Annotated in this window: 28 protein-coding genes; 17 read left to right on the top strand and 11 right to left on the bottom strand. The window is 42.5% G+C overall.

The genetic code is table 11. The annotated features are described in order from the left end of the window. Positions 1-234: 234 nt before the first annotated feature. Positions 235-378 carry a hypothetical protein gene (locus tag IRQ95_RS08995; protein ID WP_194436626.1) on the top strand — a complete coding sequence of 48 codons (144 nt, stop codon included), beginning with the start codon at positions 235-237 and terminating at the stop codon, positions 376-378. 18 nt (positions 379-396) lie between these two features. After that, positions 397-600 carry a hypothetical protein gene (locus IRQ95_RS09000; RefSeq protein ID WP_194436627.1) on the top strand — a complete coding sequence of 68 codons (204 nt, stop codon included), beginning with the start codon at positions 397-399 and terminating at the stop codon, positions 598-600. A gap of 140 nt (positions 601-740) precedes the next feature. On the opposite strand, the gene IRQ95_RS09005 is transcribed toward IRQ95_RS09000, so the two are convergent. The 4 genes from IRQ95_RS09005 to IRQ95_RS09020 form a co-directional block, all read right to left on the bottom strand. Continuing rightward, on the bottom strand, positions 741-1367 hold the full coding sequence (locus IRQ95_RS09005; RefSeq protein ID WP_194436628.1) for a bifunctional 4-hydroxy-2-oxoglutarate aldolase/2-dehydro-3-deoxy-phosphogluconate aldolase: 627 nt from the start codon (positions 1365-1367) through the stop codon (positions 741-743). Continuing rightward, the gene (locus IRQ95_RS09010) at positions 1364-2296 is read right to left on the bottom strand and encodes a sugar kinase (protein ID WP_194436629.1); all 933 of its coding nucleotides are present in this window, start codon (positions 2294-2296) and stop codon (positions 1364-1366) included. The genes IRQ95_RS09005 and IRQ95_RS09010 overlap by 4 nt, the downstream gene beginning before the upstream one ends. Before the next feature lie 72 nt (positions 2297-2368). Further along, positions 2369-3025 carry an RraA family protein gene (locus IRQ95_RS09015; protein WP_194436630.1) on the bottom strand — a complete coding sequence of 219 codons (657 nt, stop codon included), beginning with the start codon at positions 3023-3025 and terminating at the stop codon, positions 2369-2371. A 39-nt stretch (positions 3026-3064) separates the two neighbouring features. Then, positions 3065-4024 carry a C-terminal binding protein gene (locus IRQ95_RS09020; RefSeq protein ID WP_194436631.1) on the bottom strand — a complete coding sequence of 320 codons (960 nt, stop codon included), beginning with the start codon at positions 4022-4024 and terminating at the stop codon, positions 3065-3067. Positions 4025-4235: 211 nt separating this feature from the next. On the opposite strand from IRQ95_RS09020, the gene IRQ95_RS09025 reads away from it, so the two are divergent. The 8 genes from IRQ95_RS09025 (at position 4236) to IRQ95_RS09060 (ending at position 10807) form a co-directional block, all read left to right on the top strand. After that, positions 4236-5210 (top strand): TRAP transporter substrate-binding protein, encoded by a 975-nt coding sequence (locus IRQ95_RS09025; RefSeq protein ID WP_194436632.1) that lies wholly within the window; start codon positions 4236-4238, stop codon positions 5208-5210. A gap of 53 nt (positions 5211-5263) precedes the next feature. After that, positions 5264-5797, top strand: coding sequence for a TRAP transporter small permease (locus IRQ95_RS09030; RefSeq protein WP_194436633.1), 534 nt, complete (start codon positions 5264-5266; stop codon positions 5795-5797). Position 5798: 1 nt separating this feature from the next. Next, a complete protein-coding gene (locus IRQ95_RS09035) occupies positions 5799-7106 on the top strand; it encodes a TRAP transporter large permease (RefSeq protein WP_194436634.1) in 1308 nt (435 codons plus the stop codon). A gap of 167 nt (positions 7107-7273) precedes the next feature. Continuing rightward, complete coding sequence (locus IRQ95_RS09040; protein ID WP_194436635.1) at positions 7274-7921, top strand: GntR family transcriptional regulator; 648 nt, start codon at positions 7274-7276, stop codon at positions 7919-7921. 56 nt (positions 7922-7977) lie between these two features. After that, complete coding sequence (locus IRQ95_RS09045; protein ID WP_194436636.1) at positions 7978-8844, top strand: hypothetical protein; 867 nt, start codon at positions 7978-7980, stop codon at positions 8842-8844. A 109-nt stretch (positions 8845-8953) separates the two neighbouring features. Next, entirely contained in the window at positions 8954-9943 is a 990-nt protein-coding gene (locus IRQ95_RS09050) for a permease (protein ID WP_194436637.1), read from the top strand. Positions 9944-9971: 28 nt separating this feature from the next. Continuing rightward, positions 9972-10220: a thioredoxin family protein gene (locus tag IRQ95_RS09055; RefSeq protein ID WP_194436638.1), complete on the top strand. Its 249-nt coding sequence runs from the start codon at positions 9972-9974 to the stop codon at positions 10218-10220. Positions 10221-10288: 68 nt separating this feature from the next. Continuing rightward, positions 10289-10807, top strand: coding sequence for a sigma-70 family RNA polymerase sigma factor (locus IRQ95_RS09060; RefSeq protein ID WP_194436658.1), 519 nt, complete (start codon positions 10289-10291; stop codon positions 10805-10807). A gap of 59 nt (positions 10808-10866) precedes the next feature. On the opposite strand, the gene IRQ95_RS09065 is transcribed toward IRQ95_RS09060, so the two are convergent. The 4 genes from IRQ95_RS09065 to IRQ95_RS09080 form a co-directional block, all read right to left on the bottom strand. Continuing rightward, positions 10867-11082: a hypothetical protein gene (locus tag IRQ95_RS09065; RefSeq protein WP_194436639.1), complete on the bottom strand. Its 216-nt coding sequence runs from the start codon at positions 11080-11082 to the stop codon at positions 10867-10869. Between the two features lie 290 nt (positions 11083-11372). Next, a complete protein-coding gene (locus IRQ95_RS09070) occupies positions 11373-12290 on the bottom strand; it encodes a M14 family metallopeptidase (protein WP_194436640.1) in 918 nt (305 codons plus the stop codon). Positions 12291-12385: 95 nt separating this feature from the next. Then, the gene (locus IRQ95_RS09075) at positions 12386-13033 is read right to left on the bottom strand and encodes a DsbA family oxidoreductase (RefSeq protein ID WP_194436641.1); all 648 of its coding nucleotides are present in this window, start codon (positions 13031-13033) and stop codon (positions 12386-12388) included. 205 nt (positions 13034-13238) lie between these two features. After that, complete coding sequence (locus tag IRQ95_RS09080) at positions 13239-13853, bottom strand: AraC family transcriptional regulator (protein WP_194436642.1); 615 nt, start codon at positions 13851-13853, stop codon at positions 13239-13241. Between the two features lie 189 nt (positions 13854-14042). On the opposite strand from IRQ95_RS09080, the gene IRQ95_RS09085 reads away from it, so the two are divergent. Then, positions 14043-15140 carry a 1-acyl-sn-glycerol-3-phosphate acyltransferase gene (locus tag IRQ95_RS09085; protein ID WP_194436643.1) on the top strand — a complete coding sequence of 366 codons (1098 nt, stop codon included), beginning with the start codon at positions 14043-14045 and terminating at the stop codon, positions 15138-15140. Positions 15141-15227: 87 nt separating this feature from the next. Here the strand turns inward: IRQ95_RS09085 and IRQ95_RS09090 are convergent, their stop codons facing one another. Next, positions 15228-15824, bottom strand: coding sequence for a hypothetical protein (locus tag IRQ95_RS09090; RefSeq protein WP_194436644.1), 597 nt, complete (start codon positions 15822-15824; stop codon positions 15228-15230). A 102-nt stretch (positions 15825-15926) separates the two neighbouring features. Next, the gene (locus tag IRQ95_RS09095) at positions 15927-16223 is read right to left on the bottom strand and encodes a YfcZ/YiiS family protein (RefSeq protein WP_194436645.1); all 297 of its coding nucleotides are present in this window, start codon (positions 16221-16223) and stop codon (positions 15927-15929) included. Between the two features lie 506 nt (positions 16224-16729). On the opposite strand from IRQ95_RS09095, the gene IRQ95_RS09100 reads away from it, so the two are divergent. From IRQ95_RS09100 to IRQ95_RS09120, 5 genes are all read left to right on the top strand, one after another. Continuing rightward, positions 16730-17191 (top strand): TetR/AcrR family transcriptional regulator, encoded by a 462-nt coding sequence (locus IRQ95_RS09100; protein WP_194436646.1) that lies wholly within the window; start codon positions 16730-16732, stop codon positions 17189-17191. Positions 17192-17396: 205 nt separating this feature from the next. Beyond that, positions 17397-18407, top strand: a complete 1011-nt coding sequence (locus IRQ95_RS09105) for a response regulator (RefSeq protein ID WP_194436647.1) — start codon at positions 17397-17399, stop codon at positions 18405-18407. Then, positions 18407-18844 carry a PAS domain-containing protein gene (locus IRQ95_RS09110; RefSeq protein WP_194436648.1) on the top strand — a complete coding sequence of 146 codons (438 nt, stop codon included), beginning with the start codon at positions 18407-18409 and terminating at the stop codon, positions 18842-18844. The genes IRQ95_RS09105 and IRQ95_RS09110 overlap by 1 nt, the downstream gene beginning before the upstream one ends. 87 nt (positions 18845-18931) lie before the next feature. After that, the gene (locus IRQ95_RS09115; protein WP_194436649.1) at positions 18932-20410 is read left to right on the top strand and encodes an NAD(P)H-hydrate dehydratase; all 1479 of its coding nucleotides are present in this window, start codon (positions 18932-18934) and stop codon (positions 20408-20410) included. A gap of 438 nt (positions 20411-20848) precedes the next feature. Further along, positions 20849-21892, top strand: coding sequence for a GMP reductase (locus tag IRQ95_RS09120; RefSeq protein ID WP_194436650.1), 1044 nt, complete (start codon positions 20849-20851; stop codon positions 21890-21892). A 158-nt stretch (positions 21893-22050) separates the two neighbouring features. Here the strand turns inward: IRQ95_RS09120 and IRQ95_RS09125 are convergent, their stop codons facing one another. Further along, a complete protein-coding gene (locus IRQ95_RS09125; RefSeq protein ID WP_194436651.1) occupies positions 22051-23082 on the bottom strand; it encodes a phage integrase in 1032 nt (343 codons plus the stop codon). A 157-nt stretch (positions 23083-23239) separates the two neighbouring features. Between IRQ95_RS09125 and IRQ95_RS09130 the strand changes: the two genes are divergently transcribed. Continuing rightward, entirely contained in the window at positions 23240-23638 is a 399-nt protein-coding gene (locus IRQ95_RS09130) for an ASCH domain-containing protein (protein WP_194436652.1), read from the top strand. Positions 23639-24145 lie beyond the last annotated feature (507 nt).

Consider the following 24145-nt stretch of genomic DNA (forward strand, 5'->3'; position numbering starts at 1 on the left):
GCCGCTCCACTATTAGTACAAGATAAATTGCTCGCTTCTAGATAACAATATCTCTTGGTCTACCAATCTATAGCAATTGATTACTTACCAAATAAACGATGTCTCGTGATCCGTAGTGTTTGCCACTATGCGGATGGCGTTGTCGTATTTCTCTTACCTCGGCAAGCGAAGTGCTAGTTTCACTAGGTTTTAGCTTTGGTTTTTAAGTATTCAGTTAACTACGGAGCTCAAGCTTTGAAAGCACCAAATTCAGCGGCCAAACCTAAGAAAAATAACGGTGAAGCTACAGATGAAAAAGTAAATAACATTCATCAGGTAAGACGAAGAATTGAAGATATTTTATTGGAACGAGAACAGAAAAAGCATTTAGAGCTTTGATTTTAGAGGTAAAGAGTTATGAAAAAGCCAAGAAGAGCACCAAAGAAAAAACCATGGAAAGGTGAGAACGAAGATCGTTTTACCAGAATGGTAGCAGAGTATCATGCTGCACAAGCCGAATTGGTTACTATGGAGGCTGGTACGGAAGAGCACGCGAAACAACAGAAACATTGTGAAGCATTGTTCGCCAGTGCAGAGCGTTTCTTTAATCAGCATCAGTAATTAGTATTCTGTTGCGATGTCAGTCGTGAAAGAGTGATTGTGAATCGCGCACAAGAATCAAACAAAAAAGTCGTTGTATTATCTTGGTAATACAACGACAGTGATCAGCGTATGAACGTAAGAGATAGCAATTAAATTGTCTACAAATTACGACATAGTTGGATTTTTTTGGCAATAGAGGCCCAATCTTTTTGGCGCATTAATTCTTTATCTACCATCCAACTACCACCACAACAAACCACGGAAGCTAAATTTAGGTAGTTAGATATATTTTCTAGAGAAATCCCACCAGTAGGCATAAAACGCATAGAGCTATAAGGGGCTGAAATTGCGTTGAGTGATTTAACGCCGCCGTTGGCCTCTGCAGGAAAAAACTTCACTAGTTCAATTTTATATCTCAGAGCTTGCTCAATTTCACTCGGTGTGGCGACTCCTGGAATGATTGGAATCCCTCTATCAATACAATGCTGCATAGTTATAGGGTTAAACCCTGGAGACACAACTAATTCAGCACCAGCTTCAATGGCTAAATCAGCCTGTTCTGGTGTCAGCACAGTGCCAGCAATAATCAAAAGATCCGGGCATGCCTGCTTCATTTTTGATATCGCTTCGAGAGCTACGGGACTGCGCAATGTTACTTCAGCGATGGGTAAATCATTGTTCAACAATGTTTTCGCGAGCGGTTCCGCGTGCTCAAGATCTTCTATGACAATGACAGGTACTACCTTGTAGTCTGCTAGCAATTTGAGATGTTGAGCTGCGATCATGCGATCACCTCCTGTTTAAACTTAATCACATCTTCATAGCGAGGAATAGGTGCAACTGCACCATAACCGGTAGTAGTAAGTGCAGCTGCGCAATTGGCGTAGATAAGCGCATCTTTCATGTCTGTCCCTTTAACTACCTGACTTAAGAAGGCACCAGAGAAACAATCACCTGCGCCGGTTGCATCTACAGTTGCAACTTTGTGCCCGTTTGCAATGAAACGCTCGTTCTCCGTTGCGAGCATCGCCCCATCTTTACCCATTTTTAGAACCACTGTTTTAGCACCGAGAGCCAAATAGTAATCTGCAATCTTGTTGGCATCTGTTAAACCCGTTAATAGCTGAGCTTCATCTAGACTTGGCAAACAAAAATCAACATGCTTGATCGTTTCATGAATAATGGCTCGCGCTCTCGGCAAATCCCAAAGTTTTAGACGAAGGTTGGTATCAAACGAGACAAGAGTATTATTTGTTTTGGCCAATTCTATGGCGTGAAATAGCGAATCACTGGATTGTTCACTAATCGCATGAGTGATAGCTGAAGAGTGCAGGAGTTTAGCCTGAGCAATCGCATGTTCAGGTATTTGTTTTGGTGTGACGAGAGAGGCTGCAGAACCTTTTCTGTAGAAAGTAAAATGATGGCCATTGTCGTCGTGGGTAATAAAGTATAATCCGGTATGCGCATTACTATTGCGGCAAACGAACTCAGTATTCACACCTTCTCGTTCCCATAGTTCAATAAATTTGTCTCCAAAGACGTCGTTTCCAAGGTGAGCGAGCATAGCCACTTTGACGCCTTGGCGAGAAGCGCTTACTGCGAAGTTTGAAGTATCACCACCATATCCTTGCAGATAAGAGACTTCGGCGTTGTGATTAGGAATTTGTGAAAGCTCGAATAATGGCTCTCCAAAAGAAAGGATATCAATAGTCATAATATGTATCTCGGGGAATTTTATTTATGGTGAAAGGGATATCATTGATATCCCTTACGTTAATAATGTGGATTAAATACGTCCGTATTTTGCTAATCCTTCGCGCAGAGACCCGTTTTGGATAATCAGTCTCGCTTGTTCTAGTTCACGCGCATCAATAGATTGAGACTCAACAAGAATTTGCTCTACGTACTCTTGAGGAACGCAAACTACGCCATCAACGTCTCCGATGATTAAATCACCGGCTCTTACTAAAACGTCACCGATCATCACTGGTTTATTTGATGAAACTGTTTTAAAGCGACCTAATGTCGTAGCTGGCGAAACCGTTTTCGCGTAAACAGGGAAATCATAGTCTCGACGAATTTCAGCAATATCGCGCATACCGCCATTAAGTACCGCTCCTTCATGTTTATTCGCCACAGCACCAGCTGTCATTAATCCACCCCATACCGCGACATTTTCTAGAGCAAGGTCTCCTGAAATAACAATGACGCTGCCCGCTTCAGATTCATCAATCGCGTCGAGAGCGTGTTGTGGAGGAACTTTTTCGTAAGTAGCTTCTTCTTGAATCGTTACTGCAGGTCCGACGATTTTTTTGTCGTTGACTCGGTTTTTTATATCAAACGGCAGGAACATAGATCGACCCAAAACTAAGTCACAAGCATCAGCGATAGATGCAGTAGAGAAAATGTTACGGTAGCCTTCAATAATTTCATTGCTGTACATATTTATTACCTTTAATCAGAAGTTTTGATATTGCTTAATTTATTTATTGACCCAGTTTTTCGGTTCATCATTTTGGAAGACACGAAATACTTCCTGGGCTCCTTTGTGTTGTAAATCGACAACAGATTCTTCGGTGTACCAACCTGTATGGTCGGTACAAATTACGTTTGGTAGAGCAAGCAAAGGATGGTCTTTGTTGACCGGCTCTTGTTCAAACACATCTATACCCGCAGCATGTATGCGGTTTTCTTTAAGAGCTTGGAACAAAGCCTGCTCATCAACTAACCCGCCTCGGCCGGTATTCACCAAAACAGCCATTGGTTTCATCAAATTCAATACGTCAGCATTGACCATATGACGGGTATGTTCATTCAATGGAGCATGCAACGAGATAAAATCAGACTCTTGGAAGAGCACAGTCAAATCGACTTTAGTCACGCCCACTTTTTCTGCTTCACTCACACTTAATGCAGGGTCCGAAACTAAAATTGACGTGAAGCCTAATCCTCGTGCCTTTTGGAAAAAGCATTGGGCGATACGTCCAAAGCCGACGATGCCAAGAGTCTTTCCTCCCATTCTAGGAATTGGTTCGCGTTGGCCGACACCCCAGATGCCATTGCGTACATCTTTATCTCGCTGCGCGATACGACGTGTAGCCGCAATCATCAGAGCGACTGCGTGTTCGGCAACATCCTCTGAGCCATAGTCAGGCACGTTAGCCACATAGATGGATTTCTCCTTGGCATAAGTAAGATCGATATTGTCTACGCCAACTCCATAGCGAACGATTACTCGACACTGTTGAGCAGCATCGATAATGTCGCGGTTAACGATGGCTTCTCGAACCATTATCGCGTCGGCGTCAGCCACCTCTGTAAGAATATCGGCCTTGCTCGTACCTACAGGCAAGGCGACAAAATGTGCATTAAACGCTGCGAGTACTCTTTTTTCCTCTTCGTAATCAAGATAACCAGGTTCTATGACCACTACCTTTTTCATAAACACTCCAAACTAACATTTCAGATTTGCTTTTTATTTAGGGTTTTTGTTTGTTGATTGACAAGTGATATTGTTTTAAATTGTGATATTGGTATCGTTTTTGTGTGCTTTGTTGATAGTTATTCAACTAATTTGAACCGGATCACTAATATTTAGGCTTTTTTTATGCTCAAATGCGCTCACAAACTGAAATGTCAAAAAAGGAATTGATATGAAACTTAATACCCTACTAAAAGTTGTTCCGTTGGCCTTCGCTGTGAGTTTTACTTCTAGTGCTTTTGCTGAAGTTAATATTCGAGTTGGACACGGTGCTGCTGATACCTACCACATGCATAAAGCATGGGTTAAATTCAAAGAGATTGTTGAAGCTGAGTCTAATCAAGGCATTACAGTTGATATATTTCCGAACGGGCAGGTTGGTGGTGACCGAGAATTAACGGAATCAGTTCAGGCAGGAATTGTTGATATGACATCACCTGTCGTTGAGGTAATGGACGGCTGGGACCCGGCTTTCTCTGTGCCTGGCTTGCCATATATTTTTACCGGACGTGAAGATGCATTAAATGCACTTTATGGAGATTTTGGTAACGCTCTTTTGTATCGTGCCGAAGATTTTGGACTTAAAGGTTTAGGTTGGATGGAAAATGGTATTCGATACATTACAAGTAACAAAGGTGCTGTGAGCCAGCCAAGTGATCTTGAGGGGGTGAAAATCAGAACGATGCAAGTATCTGCTCATATGGATGCTTTCAGTGCGATGGGCGCGAACCCAACTCCGATGAGTTTTAATGAAGTTTACTCTGCCTTGCAGCAAGGGGTAGTAGATGCGCAAGAAAACCCATTAGGCCATATCTATTCATCTCGATTTTACGAAGTTCAGAAAAACCTTACCTTGACAGGGCATGTATATAGTACGCACATGGTATTAGCGAACCCAGATTTCTATAGCTCGCTATCTAATGAAGATCGAGCCCTTGTGGATTCTGCACTTAAGCGAGCTATTGACTACCAGCAAGAAGTTATTGCGAATGAAGAAAAAGAGCAATTAGCAGCGATCGAAAAGGCGGGCGTAGAAATAGTACATTTATCTCCTGAACAGTCTAAAGCATTTCAAGATATTACCGCTCCGATTCGCGAAAAGTATACCAAGATGGTAGACCCAGCAATTTTAGCTAAGTTGAACTAATTATTACCCTATATTCTAGCGTACATTTCGTACGCTAGAATTTGAGAGGACGTATGAAATTACTAAAGTTAATAGATGATAAGTTAGAAAGTTGGTTAATTAACTTTCTTCTTGCGAATATCGTAATTTGGGTTTTTGTACAAGTGGTGATGCGTTATGTGTTTAGTAATTCACTTCCTTGGTCTGAAGAATTTGTACGATGGTGCTTTATTTGGTTTATATGGATAGGTGTTAGTTATGGCTTCAAAACCAGAAAACACATTTCTGTAACAGCGCTTATTAACCTGTTTCCAAAGAAAGTTGAGAGTGTGATTAATGTATTGGTAAATGTGATTATCCTTTGGTTTATGGTGAAACTGTGTATTTATGGTGTTGAGCAAGTCAACAATCCCATTATCGCAAGACAGAGTTCAATTGTACTAGAGTTTCCATTTACTGATACGCGAGTTGGTATGCAATGGTTATATGCAAGTTTGCCATTTGGGGCGTTACTGAGTGCTTTGCGTTTAACTCAAAATACATTTTATGACATTAAATCATTAATTAATAAAAACGTAGAGTCTTCTTTGTTGGAGCAAGGTAGGTAGTATGGTTTCTTTTACTCTATTTGGCGTTTTCTTTCTTCTCGTTTTGTTAGGGGCGCCTGTTGCAATTTGTTTAGGTTTATCATCTTTAGTTGTTTTGGAGTATTTACCTAAAACCCCAAATATTTCTCTACTCGCAAAAAGTGTAGTTATGGGAGGCGATTCGTTTGTATTAGTAGCGATTCCTCTTTTCGTCCTTGCCGGCGAAGTGATGCAGAAAGGTGGCTTATCAACAAGGATTGTCGGCGCAGCGAACAGTTTAGTTGGTCATTTTAAAGCGGGTTTGGCGTATGTAAATGTCTTGGCAAGTATGTTTTTTGCCGCGATTTCTGGTTCTTCGCCAGCGACAGTTGCAGCAATTGGCTCAAATATGGTTCCAGAGATGGAGCGTGAAGGTTACAAGCGTCCTTTCTCGGCTGCGTTAACGGCTGCTGCGGGTATTACCGGTGTTATGATTCCACCTTCCATTCCGTTAATCGTTTATGGTGTTACCGCCAACCAATCGATAGGAAAGCTGTTTTTAGCGGGTATAGTTCCAGGCGTCATGTTTGGCCTGGGTTACATGCTTGTTTCTCGCTTTATGATCAATAGTGCGATCATGCCTGCTAGTATTGCTAGTAACAAAATGAAGCAAGCGATTAAAGGAGTCGAAAAACCAAAACAGGGTTGGCGTCAACACTCTATTTGGGCATTAATTGTTCCCGTGATCATTCTTGGTGGTATTTACGGAGGGATTTTTACTCCGACTGAAGCCGCTGGTGTAGCGGTCGTCTATGCGCTTTTTGTCAGTATGTTTGTCTATGGCGATCTAAAGGTTAAAGACCTCGGTGATGTTTTCTTACGATCAGGTTTAACTTCAGCAACGGTATTAGTGATGGTTGTAATGGCTGCTTCATTTGGCCGATTACTGACTCTTGAGCGCGTACCTGTGGAAGTAGCGAATCTAATCACCACGCTGTCGGACAACCCGTTAATCGTACTATTGCTAATCAACATCATGCTATTGATTGTTGGTATGTTCATGGAGACGATCGCATCGATCATTATTTTGACACCGATACTATTACCGATTGTTCAGACAATGGGAATCGATCCTGTTCACTTTGGTGTAATTATGACAGTTAACTTAGCGATTGGATTCTGTACGCCACCATTAGGTGCCAACTTATTCGTGGCAACAGGCATAGCCGACGTTACTCTAGAAGAACTAGTGAAGTCGATTATTCCATTTTTGATCGCCATGGTGGTTATGCTGATGATGGTGACCTATATACCGTCATTATCTATGTTTTTACCATCAATATTTATGTGATTTATATTTGGCTGAATATAAGAAAGCAGGTGGTCAGTTTCTTATATTCGGCTGATATAGCAGACTTCTAAAATGATATGTGTGATCAGATAATCTATCTAGACTCCATTGCTAAAGAGAGAGATAATTGTGTATGATAACGATGTGGATAGAAATAAGATATTGATATGAAACAAGATTTACTGACGGATGTGGTGTATCGCCGCATAAGAGAAATGATAATAGTAGGTACTCTTCCAATGGGGAGTAAAATTTCTGAGTCGGTGCTGGCGACCAAGTTAAGTGCTACCAAAGCTCCGATCAGAGCCGCGTTAAAAAAGCTACAAAGCGAAGGGCTAGTAAATATCATTCCTAAAAGTGGTACATTTGTATTTCATGTCACACCTGATGAATTCAATGAGCTTTTAGAGTTTCGTTATGTGGTTGAATCAGAAGCATTAAGTCTCGCATTTGAGAAAAACTTAAAGCATCTTGTACAAGAGCTTAGCTTTATCATTGATAAAATGGAGTGGGCTATTACGAATAATAGTAAGCTCGAATATCTTCAATTGGATAATGAATTTCACCAGGTTATTATTTCTTTCTGCATGAATCGCTATTTTAAAGAATCTTACGACATGATTTGTGCACGCATGGCTACGACTAGAAATTATTTAGGTAGCAATGAAGAGCATATGGAACGCTCTTTAATGCAGCATAAGGAAATTGTAAATAGCTTGACCTCTGGTGATATTGATAGTTCAAGGAAATTATTGGCAGAGCATATTTTGCCTCAACATGGTGCATATTGGAAGGCCAGTAATTTCACAAGCTAAATGAGAGAAATACTGGTAATTTTCACTTATCACTCAACTTAGAATTTTCTGATATTATGATTTTAGGTGTAGTTGCCAGTTTCTTTGGCGCATTTTTACAAGCGATAAATTATGTTGTTACTCAGAGATGTCAAAAAAAATATCTAATTGATGGTGTTAAATTGCTTGTAGCAATTCATATCTTTATGGGTATTGTTGCTCTTTCGATGTCTATTGCTTTCGAGTTGTTTAAATTCCTTCCTGCCGATAGTATTTGGCTGTTTTTGAAAGTAAATATACCTTACTTGACGGCACAATATTTTTTACTGAGTGCAATAAAACAGAGTGATGCATCAATCGTTTCCCCCTTGCTTGCTTTAAAGGTACCGGTTCTCGCATTACTTGCATTAGCTGGTGGCCAATATAATTTTTCTGCGAATCAAATATTGTCGATAGTTTTGATTGTAATGTTGGCTTTCTGCTTTTCGGCGTTGTCTGGTAGATTACTCTTGAAGCCTCTGTGCTATATCTTTTTCGCCAGTATAGGGTATAGCTTCTCGGATGTTGCCATCACCGAGTTTTCACATCAGCTACCATTTGACCTTCCTATCTATCAAGCTTTTGCAACGATTTGTTTAAATTATTCTTTTTGTGGTCTGTTAGCTCTCCTTTTTATTCGACCATTTGATGTAAGTTTGAGTGATGTTTGGTGTTCCAAATGGGTCGCATTGACATGGTTTGTTGCGGTTATGTTCCTAATACTAGGATTCAATCTGTCAGGGGTTGTTTCTGGTAATATTGTACAAACTTTGCGTGGCGTGATTGGGGTAGTCATTGCGTTCTTTCTTTTTAGAAAGGTAGTTGACCAGCCAATGAAACTTTGGTTAAAGAAGCTTGCTATTGCTTTTTTAATGGTCTTCGCCGTTACAATTTACTACCTATAACGAGAATTTGGCTTCTCCGTTTTTCTACCTCAACGTATAATTTCTAAAATTTCTGCATCCTTTTACGACGTCATCCGTGATAGAGATAAATCGTATTGAGGATGTCCTGATGTTGGAAGTTTTTACCCTATTAGCCAATTGGCTGACTTACTCTGCATTGGCCTTGCAGGCTGGAACGCCATTCGCTCAAGGTGTGCACTTTTTTATTGAAGATACTAGTAAGATATTGGTTTTGCTGGTGGTTTTGATTTACGTTATCTCTGCGCTTAGGGCAAGCTTAAGCGTGGATAGAGTTCGCGATTACCTTCAAGGCAGGCATCGCGGTATAGGTTATATCGCAGGAGCAATGTTTGGTGCAGTCACACCGTTTTGCTCATGCAGTTCTATACCATTATTTATGGGATTTGTTTCTGCTCGTGTACCTATTGGGGTCACCATTTCTTTTCTTATAACCTCACCACTGATTAATGAAGTGGTGGTTATTATGCTCGGTAGTGTACTGGGTCTTAAATTTACAGTTGTGTATGTTGCTATTGGTATGTTGCTTGGCATCATTGCTGGTGTGGTAGTGGATGCTCTCCAAGCGCACCGTTGGTTACAGCCCTTTCTTGCCAAAGCTTACCTACAGGCTGATAGCGCCAAACTAAACAGTGCTTCGACCTCTGATTCTTCAAAACTGAGTTGTAAGCAGCGTCACGAGTTTGCACGCAATGAAACGGCGACCATATTCAAACGGATTTGGTTGTGGGTATTGATTGGTGTCGGTATCGGAGCCTTTATTCATGGCTATGTGCCAGCTGATTGGTTTGAGCAAAACTTGGCTCATGGCCAATGGTGGTCAGTACCTTTGGCGACTTTAACTGCCATTCCTATATATACCAATGCATCCGGCATTGTGCCAATAATGGCGTCTCTACTCGACAAGGGTATGCCGCTGGGAACGACGATCGCATTTTGTATGGGGGCTGTGGCGGTTAGCCTACCTGAATTCATGATGCTCAAGCAGGTAATGCAATATCGATTCTTGGCAGTGATTGCTGGGTACTTATTTATTGCTATCTCCATTACGGGGTGGCTATTCAATTACTTCCATTTTTAGTAACACGTATATGTTCAAAGGAGTTTATATGAAAACAGTGCAAGTATATGGTTCAGGTTGTAAAAACTGCCAAGTAACAGCGGAGAGATTGACTCAAGTAGCACAAGAGCTAGGTTTGGCTATTACGATTGAGAAAGTCACCAGTTTGGAGTCGATCATGCAGGCAGGGATCATGAGTACTCCCGGCGTCGCGATCGAAGGGACGGTGATACATAGCGGGTCAGTGCCATCGCTTGATCTTGTTCATCAGCTACTAAGCGAAAATGCAGTAGTCTGAAGTAAACATTGAGCACTCTGGCGTAGCCTAGGGGACGCATTGTCAAGGTAAGATAAATGAAGTGTCTGATGGAAGCGTGGAATCGTACGGAATCGAGCCTTTATCATTGGTTATTAAAACAAACACACAATCAGCATGAGCTAGAAGACATCGTGCAAGAAGTGTTTCTAAAGGCAATGAGTCATAGTGAACGATTTTGTACTCTAAATGATGGTAAATCTTGGTTGTTTAAGGTAGCGAAGAATCATTTTATTGATACGGTGCGACGCCGTATTGAGCGGGCAGAGCTTGATGAATTAACATCAAACCAGCAACTACCTTCCCCAGTTGTGCAATTACAAAAATGTCTGCCTAAGGTTCTAGTTAAGCTGGATCATCATGATCGCGACATTATCGAGAGTTGTGATTTGAACGGGATGTTGCAAAGTGAGTATGCGCAGAAAAATCAGCTTAGTTTACCGGCAGTAAAGTCGCGCTTACGTAGAGCCAGAATGGTGCTTAAGCAGCAATTAGTCCGAGAGTGTAAGGTTAGCCAAGATCAAAGTGGCGTGTGTTGTTTTAAAACTGTAGAGGTAAGTTCGAATTAGGTTTGCCGTCGAAGAGAGTGTCGTTTACTTCGACGGCTTCGGTTGAGTGAGAAACATGACTATGTCGCATAAGGTTGAGTAGAAAAATCAACGCCTTGATAGCGTTCTGCGAGTTTGGTTTTGGCTTTTTTGCGTTTGCGCCGTTTCACCGGTTTGGGTTGTGGTGTGCTTTCTTGAATCGCTTGTGCGTGTTCTTTCGCAGAGCGGAGGAATTTATCAGACTTCATCGCCTGTTTTCTAAGAGCATTTAGCTTCTCAAGTCGGTCTTTCAGCATAAATCACCTCGTGGTTCACAATGCCAATTAACAGCGAATACCAAGTGACTTTAAGATGCCGGATTGAGAGCGTGTAACTCGTTTAGTTTATGGAAGTTTACGAAGGGATGGAGTGAGTTACAGGCTCCAACATAACCTAACACCTCAAGGTTACTTAACTATAAGTATAGCATTTTCATGGGGTTGGAGTGTGACTTACTACGCAGTTTGATAAGATCTCGATGGTAACTTGTTGAGTAATAATAAAAAAGAGCATGACAATGCATGCTCTTAATAATGTGTCGACTGAGTTAGATTTTGCTCAGTACGTAATCCAGACCACCGATGATTGCGGCAACTTGCGCTTGGTTACACTCTTCATCAGTCACTTTCGGGCTGTCTGGGTAGACTTCAGTCGTTGTGTGGTATTGGCAGTTGCTTACACCACCGCAAAGGCCAAGCTTGATCATTGGGTAAAGGATCACGCCTTGTTGAACCACATCTGAGCCAATGATCTGGCCTTTGTTATCTGCTGGCGCAATGTGGGTCACTTTCGCAACTGATGCAATCACAGCAGCTTGGAAGTCAGCTTGAGGGTTCTCACTATCGCCGACAGTGTAGAAACCATCAGGGATGATGTCTTCTTCGTATTCAATACCATCACGCGCAGCTAGAGCTGGGCGAAATTCGGTTTCATCTGTATCTGTGGTCTCATGTAAGTCAAAGTGCACCAGCACATCACCAATGCTCGCAACGAGTGATTGTAGCGCGGCAGACTCCTCCGCTGGGCTATCCGCATAGAATGAGCGGTTTGGGTCAATCGCGAGAGGGTTCCAACGGTTAATCGTTTCGTAACCCCAAGGACTTACGCATGGCGCTATCACAATGTTGAAGTGTTTACTGTAAGCTTCTAAGTGTTGGTCTGCAAATAGCAATGCGCCTTGCACGCCACTGGTTTCGTAACCGTGAACACCACCTGAAATGAGTACTGTAGGCTTACCGTTATTCCAATCATTACTTTTGATTGAAAACAGTGGGAAACGCTCGCTATCGTAAGAGAGTGCACCGTATTGCTCAACATTGAAGCGAGCTTTCAATGCTTCGATTCTTGGCAGTACTTCTTCACTGTAGAGACGTTTAACTTGTGTGCTTGCGCGCCATGCTAGGCGATCTTGCTCAGTCCATTTTTGACCAGGAGTGCCAATTGGGTAAGTTTCTTGTGTATTCATGGTGACTATTTAGATTCGTTTGTTGTCTCAGCAGCATAGCGACAGAGTCTCCGCTATGCAAAAGCATTTTGTTGGTAGAATGGATAGGTGGTGATTTAGTCTACGTCCATCGCGATGTCACGTATCACTTCGACTAAAACTTCGACTGTTTGTGCGCCCGAGACTAAGTGTTTGCGGTTAAACACCAGAGCAGGAACGGCATTGATTCCGGCTTCCAACCATTGCTGTTCGGTTTTAGATACGGTGTATGCCCAAGTCTCGTCGTTGATCACTTTGATAGCAGTTTGTCGCTCTAATCCGACGGAATCAGCTAGATCGGCTAAGACTGTTTGTGCGGATATATCTTGATTATCGGTAAAGTAAGCTTCAAATAGTGCTGTTTGCAGGGCTTGCTGCTTGCTTTCTGTCTGTGACCACATTAATAGCTGATGCGCCTTTCTGGTATTGTAGATACGCATATCGTCGTTAAAGTGGAAAGTAAAGCCGATTTCGTGTCCAAGCTGAGTTAACGTGGTACGAGCGGATTCACTGGCTTGTGGGCTAGTGCCATATTTTTCTGCGAGGTGGTGACGAAGGTTTTGACCGTCTAAAGGCATCATGGGATTGAGTTCAAAAGGGTGCCAATGTATATCTGCGTGAATCTCTTTCCGTACGATGTTTAATGCTTGGCTTAAGCGGCCAAAGCCAATCACGCACCATGGGCACACAACATCTGAGACTATATCAATTTGTACCGCTTTCATCTTCTCTCCCCATCTATTGGACGCGACTCTTCTTAGTCGATAGGTTTCGATCAGTGTCTAAGTATCGTCAGATAATCGGCAAGCTGCCAATCAGGCTCTAGAGAATTGAGAATTGAGAATTGAGAATTGAGAATTGAGAATTGAGAATTGAGAATTGAGAATTGAGACCAATTGCGCTGGTTACAAATGGTCTCGGTCAAAGTGGTTATTTGAAGTTTGATTGACCACAGATGCTTTCAAGCATCAAGGTAAAGCTTGCCTGATCTCCGGCAAACAGTTCATCAACGACGGTTTGCTCTTTACCGCCAGACAGTAAACGGCGACGCGCTTCTCTTACTGTCAGAGCGACTTGCAGTTCTTTTGGCAATTCGCTGCTGTGATTTGGTTTCCACTCTGCGATAGCGCTGTCTAGTCCAGAATGCTTTAACGATGGTTGCAGAGTAGTTAGCTCTGCCAGTAGAACGCGATAGAGATCGAGCTTAGCTTCGTGCGGTGCATTGATTGCTATTAGGCGGTTCAGTAGTGCACTTGCTAATTCGTTGAGTTTAACGAAGCCCGCTTGTCTTGGCATTGGCTCTGCTACGCGGCTTGATACTTCGACAATCGACGCCTTGGTTTGAGGTAGATAGGTGATTGAAGTTAAGCAATCAAAAGGAAGCCACAGCACTTTTCCCGGTTCAACGACAAACTCATTTTTTCCCAGTCGAACCAGCGCTAGACCATCTTCAATACGCAAAAGGCTATGTTTAAGCAGTTTTTTACGTGGAGTGATGGATAAAAAGTCAAATTCTGTAGTCTGAAGAGAAATAGAATAGTGCATGGAAAAACTCGGTATTTTTGGGGCGGTAAGAGTAGCGTGTCTTCGCTGAAAAAGCCATATTGGCATCACAACGTTGGTTAATCCAGACAGTATTCTGGTCTGACCTTACTGATTATGTGCGTATCTTAGCTGTCAATCATCCAATCTATGCGTAGAATGAGCCGCGATTAGTCTCTGATATAAAATACAATGACCATAAGTACAGACCCATATATTGATATTCGTCCATACAACGATGAAGAAATTCCAGCGGCTATTGACCGTTTGATCCAAGATGAAGAATTTATCGCCGCTATTTTACAGCATCGATTTTCTAATCACGCGCCTTGGTTTAAGGCGTTGATGACACCGTTAGTCAAAGTCTACTTAAAGTATAAGTGGTCGAAACTCAACACTACTGAAGCGATTCAGGTGGAAGTGAAGAAGTACCTGCAACAAACATTGGCAAGTACAACCCGAGGTGTGACGTACAGTGGGCTAGATAACCTTGATAAGCAAACCGCTTATTTGTTTGTTTCGAATCACCGTGACATCGCCATGGACCCAGCGTTGGTCAATTATGGCCTACACCAGAATGGTCATAAAACCGTACGTATTGCGATTGGTGATAATCTACTCAAGAAGCCTTGTGCAACGGAGTTGATGCGTTTAAATAAGAGTTTCATTGTAAAGCGCTCGGCGAAAGGGCCACGCGAAATGATGAAAGCTCTAGGTACGCTGTCTTCTTACATCAAATATTCTCTGGAGACGGGAAATTCAATTTGGATTGCGCAAAAAGAAGGTCGAGCTAAAGATGGCAATGACTTTACCGATCCAGCCATTTTGAAAATGTTCCATGTTGAAGGTCGTCGTCAGAAGATTGATTTTCCTACTTACATTCAATCATTAAAGATTGTTCCGGTATCAATTTCTTATGAGAACGACCCTTGTGATATTGCCAAGGCGCGCGAATTGTATGAGAAAGCGGTGAACGGCAAGTATGAGAAAGGCGAGTTTGAAGATATTGAAAGCATCATCCAAGGCATTGTTGGCGATAAAGGCCGTGTCCATGTTGCCTTTGGTGAGGTGATTGATCCGCCGTTTGAAACGCCTGATGCACTCGCGGCTGAGATTGACCGCCAAATTCACGCTAACTATAAGCTGTTCCCAATTAACCAACTGGCAGCAGGCGATAAGAGTGTTGGTGAGCAAGTAGAAGCGGTGTTGAAAGAAAAACTGGCTCAGTTACCAGAAGGTGCCCACCAGTTCCTTATCGATAGTTATGCCAATCCGGTAAATAATCGATAATCAAATAATGATTCCCGCAACTTCGGGTCGAGACTAATAATTAAGGGCAGTGAATACTGCCCTTAAATGTATCTGAAATATTGATAATTAAGGCGCGACTGCGCCACCTAAAGTCAAATTTTCGGGCCACTTTGTAATTCGATTGCCACCCAAGAAGATATTCCCCTCGACGGTCATTTTGTTGGGAAACTGCGTGATTTTTGAACCGCCAAGGTAAAGATCGCCTTTGATGACAATCCCCTCGGGAAGCGCTTCTAAAGGAGTGCGTATTACACTAAGGTCACCATTGACGCGCATGCGTGGAGGTAGGTGTTGCAGTGGCGTGTCTGTGAGATTCAAGTAGCCTCCTACTTTAATGCCATTTGGCCAACGCTTTATTTTGCTGCCGAGTAAGTTGGCATAGCCACGAATCGTGGTGCCTTTGCCAAGTGTGACCAATGCACTGTTTGACGCGTTGAGGCTGCCTTCTATCGTCGTGCCTTTCGGTAGGCGTTGAATCTGCGTATTTGCCATATTGAGATTGCCGTTGATCACGATACCTGCAGGCAACTCTGTATAGGGTTTGTCTCGGAGATCGAGATTACCATAGTTATCGAGATGATTTAGCGTACGGTATGTGTCGAGTACTTGGCTAGACGCTGTCGCAGAGAGCAGTAGCAGAAAGGCAATAGAGGTTCGCAGCATGGTGACTTATCGATGATTGAGATAGGGTCAGTATTCCCAAGCCACTGTGATTGGTCAACTTATACGTAAAAGAAAAGCGGGCTGAGAGCCCGCTTTAGATAATTATCGCTGTAGAGAGCGAGATTTAAGTTCAAAGATTAGCTTTTCAGCACTAACTTCAAACTTAAAGCGAGCAGTAAGCTCTGTTGTTTCGTCAGTCAGTTCAGTCATTTCGTACTGAACTTCTTTAGAAACTTGTTGTGCAAGCTCAACGTATTTTGCAAGTTCAGATTCTAGTAGGGCTTTATCCTGAGCAAAAATCGTTACTTCAGCAACATCATCGCCTTCTTTGATAATGAAGCCCATTTCGCCAGCGCAGCCGCATGCTTCACATACTTGAGGTTCTTGTTCGATAGTCATATCTGTATCCTCTTAAAAAAATTATGGTCATTTTATCGATTTATTTGAGGATTAGCTACAGAATTAGCAATGACTAATTGATGTGAAAAGCAGAATCAAAGTACTCGTGTATAAAACTTATTGCATAAATGTTTCATTTGTATTGTAAAATGGTGTGATTTTGTTCATATAGCTGGAAGAATGAATGTTATAAACATGTCAGAACGTTGTACGATTACTTGTAAGTCGTCTAGATTTGTACCAATATCCAGCCGCAAATAATACTGTTGGAAGTGGAAACGATACAGTTTAGTGTTCTGGTTCTTCTGAGTCATTAATGAGAATGTATCGTTATTTCATCTATTTAGCTTGAAAGTAACTAGAAGCGCCATGGTAGTATTTGTGCTTTAACAATAATTATGGTCACGCAAATTGAGTGACTAAGAGAAAGTCAATTTTATCAGTCCTATGTTTATGACTTGTATTGAGTCAAATGGATTGCAAAGACAAGTAAGAAGAGCCTTAACATGCCGAAGCGTAGTAAAGAAGATACTGAAATCACGATACAGAAGATCATGGATGCCGTAGTTGATCAACTTCTGCGTCTTGGTTATGACAAAATGTCGTACACCACATTAAGTCAACAAACGGGTGTATCTCGAACAGGGATTAGCCATCATTTTCCAAAGAAAACCGATTTTACAGCGGCACTCGATGGTCGTATTTTTAAAATGTTTGTAGAGCATTTGAACTTTGACGATAGTTTAAGTGATTTTTCGAACAGTTGGGTTAAAGCGTTGGATAGCGAAGAGTTTGTGGCTATTTTGCGTCTGTTATTCCATCATATCGTGACTGCTGAGAATGCTCATGAATTTGCAGCTCATGGTATTGAACGCTTGTATAAAGCAGTTGAAGTTAAGTTTGGTCCTGCAAGTGCGAAAGAGTTGGAGTGGTTAATCGGTAAATCTTTAATCTCGATGGCCAAATAGTACCGAATGAATAATTTCAAAAACCAGCATATCATATGCTGGTTTTTTTGTATTATCATTAAATATTAGGTAGTTAGATAAAGAGTGCAAGAGAGTGATTTGTTTGTAAAAAGCGTACTGAGTTTATGCAACTAAATCATACCTGCTCTGCGCTCGATCTGTTACAATTTGTCGAAAAGTAGCCAATTAAGCAGTGAGTATAACGATGTCTTTCCCGATATTGATCTGTGATGATTCCGCTCTTGCTCGTAAGCAAATGGCGCGTTCATTACCTGCATCGCTCAACGCAGAGATAGTATTTGCCGTTCATGGCAAAGATGCCTTAGAAAAGCTAGAGCAACAAACGTTTAAGATTATGTTTCTTGACCTTACCATGCCTGAATTGGATGGTTTTGGCACGTTAGAAGAGATTAACAAACGTGGCATTAATATTAATGTCGTTGTTGTTTCGGGTGATATACAACCCAAAGCGAAAGAGCGTGTGTTGGCCTTGGGTGCAAAAGCATTTATCCAAAAGCCAATTGATCAACAGGTATTAAAGCAAGTTCTTGCTGACTTAGTTGCGCCAGAAGATAAAGTCACGGCGGCTTATGTTCCTGTTCAACCGGTTATGGCGCCAGCGTTGCGTCGCCGTGATATTTATATGGAAGTGGCGAACGTTGCGATAGGCCGTGCAGCTGATGCGCTTGCGCGCCACTTTGATGTGTTTGTTCATTTGCCACTACCTAACGTGAATATCTTTGAGGTGAGTGAGTTACATATGGCACTGCGAGACTTGGCGAGTAATGATCAAGTATCAGGTGTTTGCCAAGGCTTTAGTGGTGAGGGGATAGCTGGCGAAGCATTGGTGTTGCTCAGTGACTCCAGTGTTGCTGATCTTAAAAAACTGATGAAAGTTCCTGCAGACAGTGAAGAGCTGGAAGAGCTTGAGCTGTTAATGGATGTCTCGAACATTTTAGTGGGTTCATTCCTTAACGGGCTTGGCCAACAGGCAGAAGTGCGCTTTTTCCAAAGTTCGCCCGTGCTGCTTGGGCAACATATTCCGATTGAGTCAGTGATTAGCTCAACTGCAGGGAGTTTTAAACGCACAATGACATTTGAAGTGAGCTATAAGATCGATGGCACGTCAATTCGTTGTGATTTGCTATTTATGTTTGTAGACGAATCGTTACCTTTGCTCGACAACAAGCTCTCTTATCTAATGGAGGAACTGTAATGTTGCATCTACCCGCAGAATTTGAACAGTTCCATTGGATGGTCGACATGGTACAGAATGTTGATTTAGGCCTAGTGGTACTCGACCGTGACCATAATGTACAAGTTTGGAATGGGTTTATGACACACCATAGCGGTATCCAAGCCCATGATGCGATAGGTAAATCGATATTCGAGCTTTTTCCAGAGATCCCTGCGGAGTGGTTTAAGCTCAAAACTAAGCCTGTTTACGATCTTGGCTGCCGAAGCTTCATTACTTGGCAGCAGAGACCATTTTTGTTCAAGTGTCGTAACGTTCGCCCTGTGACACAGCAAGCAGACTATATGTATCAAAACATCACGCTTAATCCGATGCGCACTCCTACCGGTGAAATACGCTCGCTGTTTTTATCAGTTCAAGATGCGACTGCAGAGGCATTGGCTTCGAAACAAGCTTAATTGAGTCTATACCACATAATCAGAGGCTAGCTTATGCTAGCCTTTTTAGTATTCGTTACTGCTGAATATCAAGCTTGAGGAGTTTTTATGTATCAACCGAGAAGGTTGTTTCTAGCCCAGCAAGTTAAGCAAGGTGAAGTGGCTGCGGCAAATTCTGCGGGCGTCTCAATGTATCAGCTGATGCTGGCGGCTGGCGAGAGTGTATTTGAGCTGCTCCTCACGCAATATAGTCAAAAGGCAAAGGTATTGGTTCTTTGCGGGGGAGGGAATAATGGCGGCGATGGCTATGTGGTTGCTAAGCTTGCGCTGCAACAAGAGATGACGGTCGATGTGTTTGCTTTGAAATCGCCCAAACTACTTACGGGTGATGCGCAAAAAGCCTATCAAGATTTTATTTCTGCCGGAGGGAGATTGCTTGCGAATGAACCTGAACTTGGCAGTTATGATGTTGCGGTGGATGCTGTACTTGGAACGGGTTTACAAGGTCAAGTTAGAGATGCTATCGCCGGTGTTATTCTCAAGGTCAACCAAGCTAGGCTTCCTGTCATCGCAGTCGATGTTCCGTCGGGTTTGTGTAGCGATACAGGCATGCCATTAGGCGTGAGTATTCAAGCTGCCCACACAGTAACTTTTATTGGCATCAAGCAAGGGTTAGTGACCGGACAAGCACGTCGTTATGTAGGTAGTTTATCTTGCGCTGGACTTGGCATCGAGCGATATTTTAATCAGCAAAATTCCGCCGTCGGCTATTGGGATCTTCCACAACTACTTTCACTTTTAAAACCACGAGATCTCTGCGCGCATAAAGGCACTTTAGGTAAAGCGCTGCTTATAGGAGGAGATTTCGGCATGGGTGGCGCAATTCTCATTGCATCAAAGGCATGCCTAAAAACTGGGGCTGGTTTAACGGCGTGCTTGACTGATGAACGCAATGTAATGGCAGGTTTAGTTGCCAGCCCAGAAGTGATGTTCGCTCCGTGGGAATCGATTCATATCGGTGAGCGACTCGACTGGTGCGATGCCATAGCGTTGGGACCTGGCCTTGGACATAGCGAGCGAGCTAAACAGCTATTTTTAAAAGTCCGTCAATCTTCAACCTCTAAGGTGCTAGACGCTGATGCATTGCGGTTTCTTTCGCAGCATCCAAGCCGTGACAGCAAGCGTATCATTACTCCGCATCCGGGAGAGGCGGCGCTGTTGCTAGGTTGTACAGTCAATGATGTTGAGAGCAACCGATATCAAGCAGCGCAAAAATTACAAGTGCGATATGGTGGCGTTGTCGTCCTTAAAGGTGCCGGGACAATTATTCATGACGGTAGTCATAGTTATGTGTGTGGTGCAGGCAATCCAGGTATGGCCACCGGTGGCATGGGGGATGCGTTGACAGGCATTTTAGTTTCTTTATTAGCGCAGGGTTTTGGCGTGAGTCTAGCGGCAAGGATAGGTGTAATGATTCATAGTTATGCTGCTGATTTAAATGCTAAACAGAATGGCATCGTTGGTTTAAGCGCATCTGATGTCATAGGTGCATTAAGGGTAGTAGTGAATCACCTTCAGTCGGAATGAGTGTTTTTTTGCATTTTTGCCTAAATAGTCGCTAAAAAGTCTGAAATTTTTACTCGAATTTTGAGCTTGAACAGGGCTCTTATTTGGTGATTTTGATCACGCATTTGTAATTATAGAGACAGTGCTGTATTAAAATTGCGCAAACCTTTGCGTAAGGAAAAATAGCGAAGCATAGTTAACTTAATGAAAGATAAGCTTTTGTATATGGAAGTGAATAGAGAGGGTGTGCTGGATATGCAAATTTCGCCCAACTGTATCACAAAAAAATTTGAAATATCAGTCTTGCGATAAAGAAATCGCAACCTATAATGCTGAAAACCGGAGCGTCTGCCAACGCTCCGGTTTTTTTGTGTCCGAGAAACAGTAATAACGTCTGCCAACGTTGTTACTAACGCACTCTGCTGTGACACATAGCTATATGAATCAAGGAATTACACAATGCGTATCGAACAAGAACTTAAGTTGGGTTTCAAAGATGTACTGTTTCGCCCTAAGCGTTCAACTCTAAAAAGTCGTTCTCAAGTAAATTTAACCCGCGAGTTTACATTCAAGCACAGCGGTCGTCAATGGTCTGGTGTACCTGTAATCGCTGCGAATATGGATTCAGTGGGTAGCTTCGCAATGGCTAAAGCCCTTGCTGAGCATGGTGTAATGACAGCCGTTCACAAACACTACACTGTGGCTGACTGGGCTGAATTCGTTAAAGGTGCGAATACTACTGAGCTAAACAATGTGATGGTTTCTACTGGCACATCTGACGCAGACTTCCAGAAGACTAAAGACATCATGGCGCTTTCTGATGAGCTAATCTTCATCTGTATCGATATCGCAAATGGTTACTCAGAGCACCTAGTCGAGTACGTAGAAAAAGTACGCGCTGCCTTCCCAGACAAAGTTATCTCTGCTGGTAACGTAGTAACAGGTGATATGTGTGAAGAGCTTATCCTTGCGGGTGCAGATATTGTTAAAGTGGGTATCGGTCCTGGTTCGGTATGTACGACACGCGTAAAAACTGGTGTTGGTTACCCACAGCTTTCTGCAATCATCGAGTGTGGTGACGCAGCGCACGGCCTAGGCGGCATGATCATCGGTGACGGTGGCTGTTCATGTGCGGGTGACGTTTCAAAAGCGTTCGGTGGCGGTGCTGACTTCGTAATGCTTGGCGGTATGCTAGCTGGTCACGAAGAGTCAGGCGGCGAAATGATTGAGCAAGATGGTAAGAAGTTCATGAAGTTCTACGGCATGTCTTCACAATCAGCGATGGCGAAGCACTCTGGTGGCGTTGCAAAATACCGCGCAGCTGAAGGTAAAACCGTACTATTGCCATTCCGTGGCACAGTGCACGACACCATCTCAGACATCCTTGGCGGCGTACGTTCAACGTGTACATATGTAGGTGCAGCAAAGCTTAAAGAGCTAACGAAGCGTACAACATTTATCCGCGTACAAGAGCAAGAGAACAACGTTTACGGTAAAGAGTGATTCGGTCACTTTTCGTAAAAAAAGAATAATTGAGAGCCGCTATTAGCGGCTCTTTTTTTGCCTGAAATTTGGGAAATGTCTACAAAGTGTCTACACCTGAGACACTTTTATTTTTGAGTAAAGCTGCTAATTGCATTTCTATTCTGATTTATGCAAATTTAAAGAAATGCGAGAGGATTCTTTTCTATCGTTTCAGAGAGGTGATCAGGGGCGAAATGCGCGTACCGCATAGTCATGGAAATATCAGCATGACCAAGAACATCTCTTAGTACCAGTATGTTGCCACCATTCATCATGAAGTGACTTGCGAACGTATGACGAAGTACATGCGATGCTTGCCCTTTGGGTAAATAGATACCTAACTTTTCCTTCAGAATGTAGCAGAACGGCGTGTAGCACTCTTCAAACAGTTTACCTGATCCTGGCTTGTAGATTTCATCATAAAGCGCACTAGAGATTGGCACACTGCGATTTTTCTTAGTTTTCGTATTGGTATACGTGATCTTGTATTTGCTTAGTTGACTACCACGCAGCTGAGCGGCTTCATTCCATCGAGCACCAGTAGCTAGGCAAATTTTAACGATCTTGAGCATATCTTGTCGCTTGTGTTGGGCAACTAGTTCAATGAGTAGAGGTAGCTTTTCTTTAGGTATAAATGCCATTTCCCGCTCGGTTTCTCGAAATGGTTTTAACTCTTCGAGTGGGTGGGGTAAATCCCATTCACCTAGTTCTTTGAGTTTGCTAAATACGGCTCTAAATCGAGCTAACTCAGAGTTCAAGGTGGATATGCTAGGAGCGCCTTTTTGCCACCGGTGATCAACAAAGTTGATCTGGCCAGCCTTGCGTAAGCTGCGAAACTCACCATACATTTTTGCAGTAAACAAAGAGGCAATAGGGTTGTTCATAGCTTCAACCATCAACGTAAATTTCTGGTAAATCACATCGCCATTCACGAGCGTTCGCCCATAGTGGCGATACCAGATATCAATAACATCAGAGAGGCGTCGATAATCGCTTTTTGCTCCTAACCATGGCTTTTGATCCAACTCTTTCATGGTGAACTTTTCAAACGCAATTGCTTCGCCTTTGGTTGCAAAGCGTTTGCGGATGCGTTTACCGCCACGTCCGTTTGGGTAGCAGTCGCAAATCCAAGGCTTGGGAGAACCGTCTTTTAAGTTTCGGATAGACATAGAAAAAAGCACTCGAATACTGTGTGCTTAAACAGTGCCAAGAGTTTTGATTTATACAATGTTTTATTAGCTTAAAGTCGCACACTGTCAGATTTTCTGATGAAATTTTAGCGATATGCGTTTAAGATTCGCACCTAGAAAAATTGAGAGTTGATTTATGAAAGCCTTATTGTCGATTAAACCAGAGTTCGTTGAAAAGATAATCTCGGGAGAGAAATTGTTCGAATACCGTAAAGCTATCTTTAAAAGACCTGATGTTAAATCGGTAGTTATTTATTCGACTATGCCAGAAGGTAAGATTGTTGGTGAGTTCACTATCGGGGATATCTTAGCTAAGCATCCTGAAGAGTTATGGGAAGAAACAAAATCTGCCTCTGGTATTAAGAAATCATTCTTTGACGAGTACTTTTCAAATAGAGAAGTAGCTTACGCTATTCAAATCAAAGATTTCAAAAAGTATGATAATCCGATAGATCCATACAAAAAAGAGAGAGGCTTTAAAGCCCCTCAGTCATTTAAGTATATAGAGTTAAACTCAAGTCTTTGTTTGGCTTAAAACTTCAGGAATTTCTGATTAACTTCGGACACATTTAAGATGCGTTGGAATTGCTCATCAGAAAGTGGTAAGCAACTCCAACGTTCCTGTCTATCTAATCCAACTTCATCAGCTAGTTTTCTTCGATTAGGTCGTTTAGGTAGTGCTACGTTGTAAGTAAAGTTAACGATATACGTGTATTTACGTTCTCTGTATATCGTTCGTAGTTCCACTTCATTGAAAACGCTAAATTTGGCGCACTCTGTCACGAATTCTTCTTCGTTTCTGTATTGATCAATAGTATGGACACCTTCAACAACACATAGAGAAGTGGCGACGGCTGTATACTCGGCGGGACCACTTGGGTCCTTCATACGATACATTACTATTACATCGTAAGCGCACCATAAACCCCGCATTCTAATCGCCTAGCACAAATAATAAGATCAGGTCTCCAACCAAGAGGAGATTTGAAATGAGAAAACGTCGCACCAATCAAGAATGGCAAATGCTAATTAAGCAATCTGA

Origin of the sequence: Vibrio fluminensis, from assembly GCF_015278125.1 — a bacterium.
GTDB lineage: Bacteria > Pseudomonadota > Gammaproteobacteria > Enterobacterales > Vibrionaceae > Vibrio > Vibrio fluminensis.